The organism is Staphylococcus sp. HMSC077D08, from assembly GCF_001837945.1.
Lineage (GTDB): Bacteria > Bacillota > Bacilli > Staphylococcales > Staphylococcaceae > Staphylococcus > Staphylococcus epidermidis.
Genome location: NZ_KV834817.1, coordinates 1 through 4,735 on the forward strand (window position 1 = coordinate 1; position 4,735 = coordinate 4,735).

Here is a 4,735-nt window from a genome sequence, read left to right on the forward strand (position 1 = left end):
TTAGCTATATTTTTTACTTTGCAACAGAACCTCTTATTTAATATGTAGTTTTTTTGTATTTTTGCTAATTCTTGTGTGAATTCAGCAACGAGTGTTTCTGGGGACATAATTCTGATAGTATTATGATAGATAAAGCATAAATTAATAGCTTCTATTTTAGATATAGATAGCATTACGATTATTGTTTTTCGAGTCTTTTTTACAACATAAGTTTCGTATTGTCTGTTTAACTGTTTAAAAACTTGATATGTCATTTCGTATGTTGCATGTATATTGATATCTGTATTACTATGTTTTTTGTTTTTGTGTGCTATGTAGTAATCGTGTGTTGATTTCTCGTACAAAACTGTTTGGTTATAATTTTTGAGAAATGCGTTAATATCTTCTATATCACGCTGAATCGTTCTTTCATTTGTGTTGAAAAATTCTGATAAGTTTTTAACATTAACACGTTGCTTTGATAATAATTTTTTGTATATATGTAATATACGTTTTGATTTATGTCCCACTATATTGCGTCCTCCCCTTTAAATTATATGTAAAAAATATGTTCATAATTGTCGTTGTAATAACTTTGTTATTACTTTTTGATAAATCGCTTTATAGCCTTTTTGATATTTGATTAAAGGTAAAATCAAAAAAGAACCACTGACAAAAAATGTCGGTAGTTCTTTTACTAGTGTTTATTCAAATTATGGCTAGTATTCATGTAGTAACTAGAACGATTGAAAATCGTTCATTATTTTATGTTTTTTTTATAAAATTTTTGGATATTATAAAACAAATAAACAATAAAGGAGATCGATATCCATATGACTAAATTTGATAGTTTAGATGCTAAAGGTGTTTATGACGTATTATTAGAAATAGAAAAACAACTGAATAACTATGTGAATAATGGTTATAGTAATTATTCAGCTGTTGGTGAGGGTTTTTCTCATAGTCATGATATTAGTGGTAAACTTGCTAATACAACAACGTTTATAGAAAATGCTAATAAAGGTGTATATTCAGATGCTGATGCATCAAAAATTATTGAGAAAGCTTGTTGTGTACAACATGAAATTACTCGATATATAAGAAAGCAAAGTTTTAAATAGAATTAATTTAAGAGCAAAGACAAAACATCTTTGCTCTTTTGTTATATTATATATGTGATAAAATTAATAGTTGTGTCATCGTGCCTCTAACAATATGTTTTTAACATGTTAAGGAGGTGATTTCATGTACACTGTAGTTATAGGCACATTAATAGCTAATGTGTTAAGTGATTTCATAATGATGTATGTTATATATCTTATGAATAAACACAAAAATTAAATGATGGCACAATGAAAGACCCCATGCAGGTGCAACTGCTGGGGTCTTAATCATGTACACTGTAGTTATTTCGCTACTATCGTATCATGAAATGTATTAATTGTAAAATGAGGTTCATTTCATATAAGGCGGGTATAATACTATAAAAGATATGAAAGGTTTGATATGTTCTATGAATAAATTTGATAGTAAAGCTGCTGCAGAAACATTTAAAGTATTAGAAAAAATCCAATCACAATTAGATGTTTTTAAGACTGATGGGTATAGTAATGGTCTAGCAATAAATGAAAAAGGTTCAGAACATGAAGATATCCGAAGAATGATTCTTTCTACTACAGATCAAATAAACAGTACAATACGCTATGATGATTATTCTAATGATGATATTAAAAAAATAGTTGATTATGCGTGTGACTTACTTTCAAAAATTGGTGACTATGTAGGTAAAGAACTTAGCAGTAAATGATCTTTCTTTAGCACTCTTACTTATGAAGTGTCTGAGGCGTACAACATTTTTTGTTGTGCGTCTTTTTTTATGTTAGAACTGTTGTAATTAGATCGTGGTCTAATTACAACAGTTATTCCTTGCTTAAACTACTGATATGATGATACACTTATGTTGTCATTAGGGTATTACACATATAATGTTTGTGGCGTTCTAAAATGAAATTTGAGGAGTACTTAAAAAATGAAATTTGGATATGCAAGAGTCTCAACTGAGGAACAGCATCTGGAAAATCAAATCAATTGGTTAATTGAGCAAGGAGTTGATCGCAAGAATATATTTGTAGATGAGATAAGTGGTACAACAAGTCCTTACGAGCGTGATGGTTTTAAAAATTTATTAAATGCCAAAATCAGACAAGGTGATGATCTATATGTTTTCAAATTAGATCGTCTAGGACGTAAGGCAAATGTCGTTGAAGAAATGGTACGTGAGTTGCTAAATGATGGTATTATACTTCATTCCAAAGATTTACCCGATATACCAGCCAATGATAAATATGGCATGGGTAAGTTATTGCTTAATGTAATGTTGTCCGTTCTAACATTTCAAGCCGAAACAGAACGTTTATACATGCTTGAGCGTCAGCGTGTAGGTATTGAAAGAGCTAAAAAAGAAGGACGTTATAAAGGTAAGAAAGTAAAGTATTCAAAAGATAGTGATAACCCTCAAGGTCGAGTGATTTATGAAAAAGTAGTAGAGGTATTAAAGAATGGAGGAACAATCAGGGGCACAGCTAAAAAGTATGGTCTAGGTATGAAAACTGTTCAACGTATAAAAAATGAAATCAAACGTGAATCGGAGTGATCTTACAATGATAAAAGATAATAAAATAATTCAAAGAATGATACAAGATAAAATGAATGAGCAAAATTTAGATCTATTGTTACGTATATTAAATAACTTATTTGAATTAGAACCAAGAGAATACACAAGAATAAAAAATAGTACTGAACAAATAGTACCTACATTAGAAAAGAAGGGTGGTTATTTACCTGAACATTCAAAACATATTCTTGAAAAAATATTCTTTAGGTTAGCTGATTGTGAATGCGAAGTAGAATCGGAAATGAACTTGTATTTTATAATAATTGATCAAGAAGTAATTTACGAAAATATAGTAAACGAATTACGACCTAATAAAGATAATTTAAATGTTGAACTTGATGATAATGGTGAAATAGGAGCATTTATAAAGGATTATAAAGAAATACAACGAATATCTGAAAAATATGATGTTGATATTACATTAGTAATCAAAATATTACACAAATTACAGAATGAATCGGAGGAATAAAATATGAATGCTAACTTTGCTGAATATGTAACAGAAGAAGAAAAAGAATATTATATACAGAATTATTTAGATGAGTATGAGCCTAAAGAGTTTAATAAAATACTTTATGGATTATTGAATTACAAAGAGAAAGAGAGAGTTGTTGATTTAGAAAAAGATATTGAACGCTTTAGATCTAATTCAGAAAAAGAACTTGGTGATTTTATGGACTTAGTAGACATGCAACAAGCAAAAGGTGAATTACAAGAGTTTGAAGAAGATCGAATGGAGGCGTATCACGATTATGTATAGCAATGAAGATATCAAAAAATTAAGAAGTAATTTTTTAGAAAAGACCAAAACATTATCAATTTGTATATGTAGAAGAATTGGAATTTGAAGAACCTTAAAAACCTAAAAATCAGTCTAGGCGTTAGTCCTAGACTTACGTTTTTAGGTTAAAAGAAAGGGAGTGGGACAGAAATAATATTTTCTCAAAATTTATTTCGTTGTACTACCACGGCAAGGATGACTAGGTTTGAAAAAAGCTTGATTCAAGCGCATTTTCAAATCAGTCAGCTACTGACAAAATGATAAAATAGGCTGAGACATTTTATTTTGTCCCAGCCTATTTCCTATATGACCAGGTAATAATATTGCTTTATAATTATGAAGCAAAAATGGTAAAATAATAACGTTAGATTAGTCTACATTGTTTGTACAGTGAGATTAAGATATAAAAAACGATGATTAAGGAGTTATTTCGAATGATTAATCTTGAAAATAAAACCTTCGTAATTATGGGTATTGCTAATAAACGTAGTATCGGATTTGGCGTTGCAAAGGTATTAGATCAATTAGGGGCTAAACTTGTTTTCACTTATCGTAAAGACCGTAGCCGCAAAGAATTAGAAAAATTATTAGAACAATTAAACCAAGAAGAGCCAAAATTATATCAAATCGATGTTCAAAAAGATGAAGATGTAGTAAATGGTTTCGCTAAAATTGGCGAAGAAGTAGGCAATATTGATGGCGTATATCACTCTATCGCATTTGCAAATATTGAAGACTTACGTGGACGTTTCTCTGAAACATCACGTGAAGGTTTCTTACTTGCGCAAGATATCAGTTCATATTCATTAACAATTGTTGCGCACGAAGCGAAGAAAATAATGCCAAACGGTGGTAGTATTGTTGCAACAACATACCTTGGTGGTGAATTTGCCGTTCAAAACTATAATGTGATGGGTGTAGCTAAAGCAAGTTTAGAAGCTAATGTTAAATATTTAGCTTATGATTTAGGCCCGGACAACATTCGAGTAAATGCTATTTCTGCTGGTCCAATTCGTTCGTTAAGTGCTAAAGGTGTTGGTGGTTTCAACACAATCCTTAAAGAAATTGAAGAACGTGCACCATTAAGACGAAATGTGGATCAAGAAGAAGTAGGTAAAACAGCTGCTTACTTATTGAGTGATTTCTCAAGTGGCGTAACTGGTGAGAATATCCATGTAGATAGTGGTTTCCACGCAATAAAATAATAAATTAAATCAATTGAGTCTGGGACATAAACCCTAGAGAAATAGCCAGTAAATGAGTTTTAACAAATTCATTTACTGGCTTCTTTATTTACAATA

At 30.1% G+C, this 4,735-nt stretch carries 7 protein-coding genes; 6 read left to right on the forward strand and 1 reads right to left on the reverse strand.

Features of this window, described 5'->3' with window-relative positions:
* Positions 1–509, reverse strand: a 509-nt coding sequence (locus tag HMPREF2663_RS09570) for an HTH domain-containing protein (protein WP_070846333.1), incomplete at its 3' end; no start/stop codon positions are given.
* A 303-nt stretch (positions 510–812) separates the two neighbouring features.
* Here HMPREF2663_RS09570 and HMPREF2663_RS09575 point away from each other — a divergent pair.
* From HMPREF2663_RS09575 to fabI, 6 genes are all read left to right on the forward strand, one after another.
* Complete coding sequence (locus HMPREF2663_RS09575) at positions 813–1,100, forward strand: hypothetical protein (RefSeq protein WP_002504414.1); 288 nt, start codon at positions 813–815, stop codon at positions 1,098–1,100.
* A gap of 392 nt (positions 1,101–1,492) precedes the next feature.
* Positions 1,493–1,786, forward strand: coding sequence for a hypothetical protein (locus tag HMPREF2663_RS09580; RefSeq protein WP_044466831.1), 294 nt, complete (start codon positions 1,493–1,495; stop codon positions 1,784–1,786).
* Positions 1,787–2,008: 222 nt separating this feature from the next.
* Positions 2,009–2,632 carry a recombinase family protein gene (locus HMPREF2663_RS09585; RefSeq protein ID WP_002504409.1) on the forward strand — a complete coding sequence of 208 codons (624 nt, stop codon included), beginning with the start codon at positions 2,009–2,011 and terminating at the stop codon, positions 2,630–2,632.
* A 7-nt stretch (positions 2,633–2,639) separates the two neighbouring features.
* The gene (locus tag HMPREF2663_RS09590) at positions 2,640–3,122 is read left to right on the forward strand and encodes a hypothetical protein (RefSeq protein ID WP_002504408.1); all 483 of its coding nucleotides are present in this window, start codon (positions 2,640–2,642) and stop codon (positions 3,120–3,122) included.
* Positions 3,123–3,125: 3 nt separating this feature from the next.
* Positions 3,126–3,413, forward strand: coding sequence for a hypothetical protein (locus HMPREF2663_RS09595; protein WP_070846335.1), 288 nt, complete (start codon positions 3,126–3,128; stop codon positions 3,411–3,413).
* Between the two features lie 455 nt (positions 3,414–3,868).
* The gene (fabI, locus tag HMPREF2663_RS09600; RefSeq protein WP_070846337.1) at positions 3,869–4,639 is read left to right on the forward strand and encodes an enoyl-ACP reductase FabI; all 771 of its coding nucleotides are present in this window, start codon (positions 3,869–3,871) and stop codon (positions 4,637–4,639) included.
* Positions 4,640–4,735 lie beyond the last annotated feature (96 nt).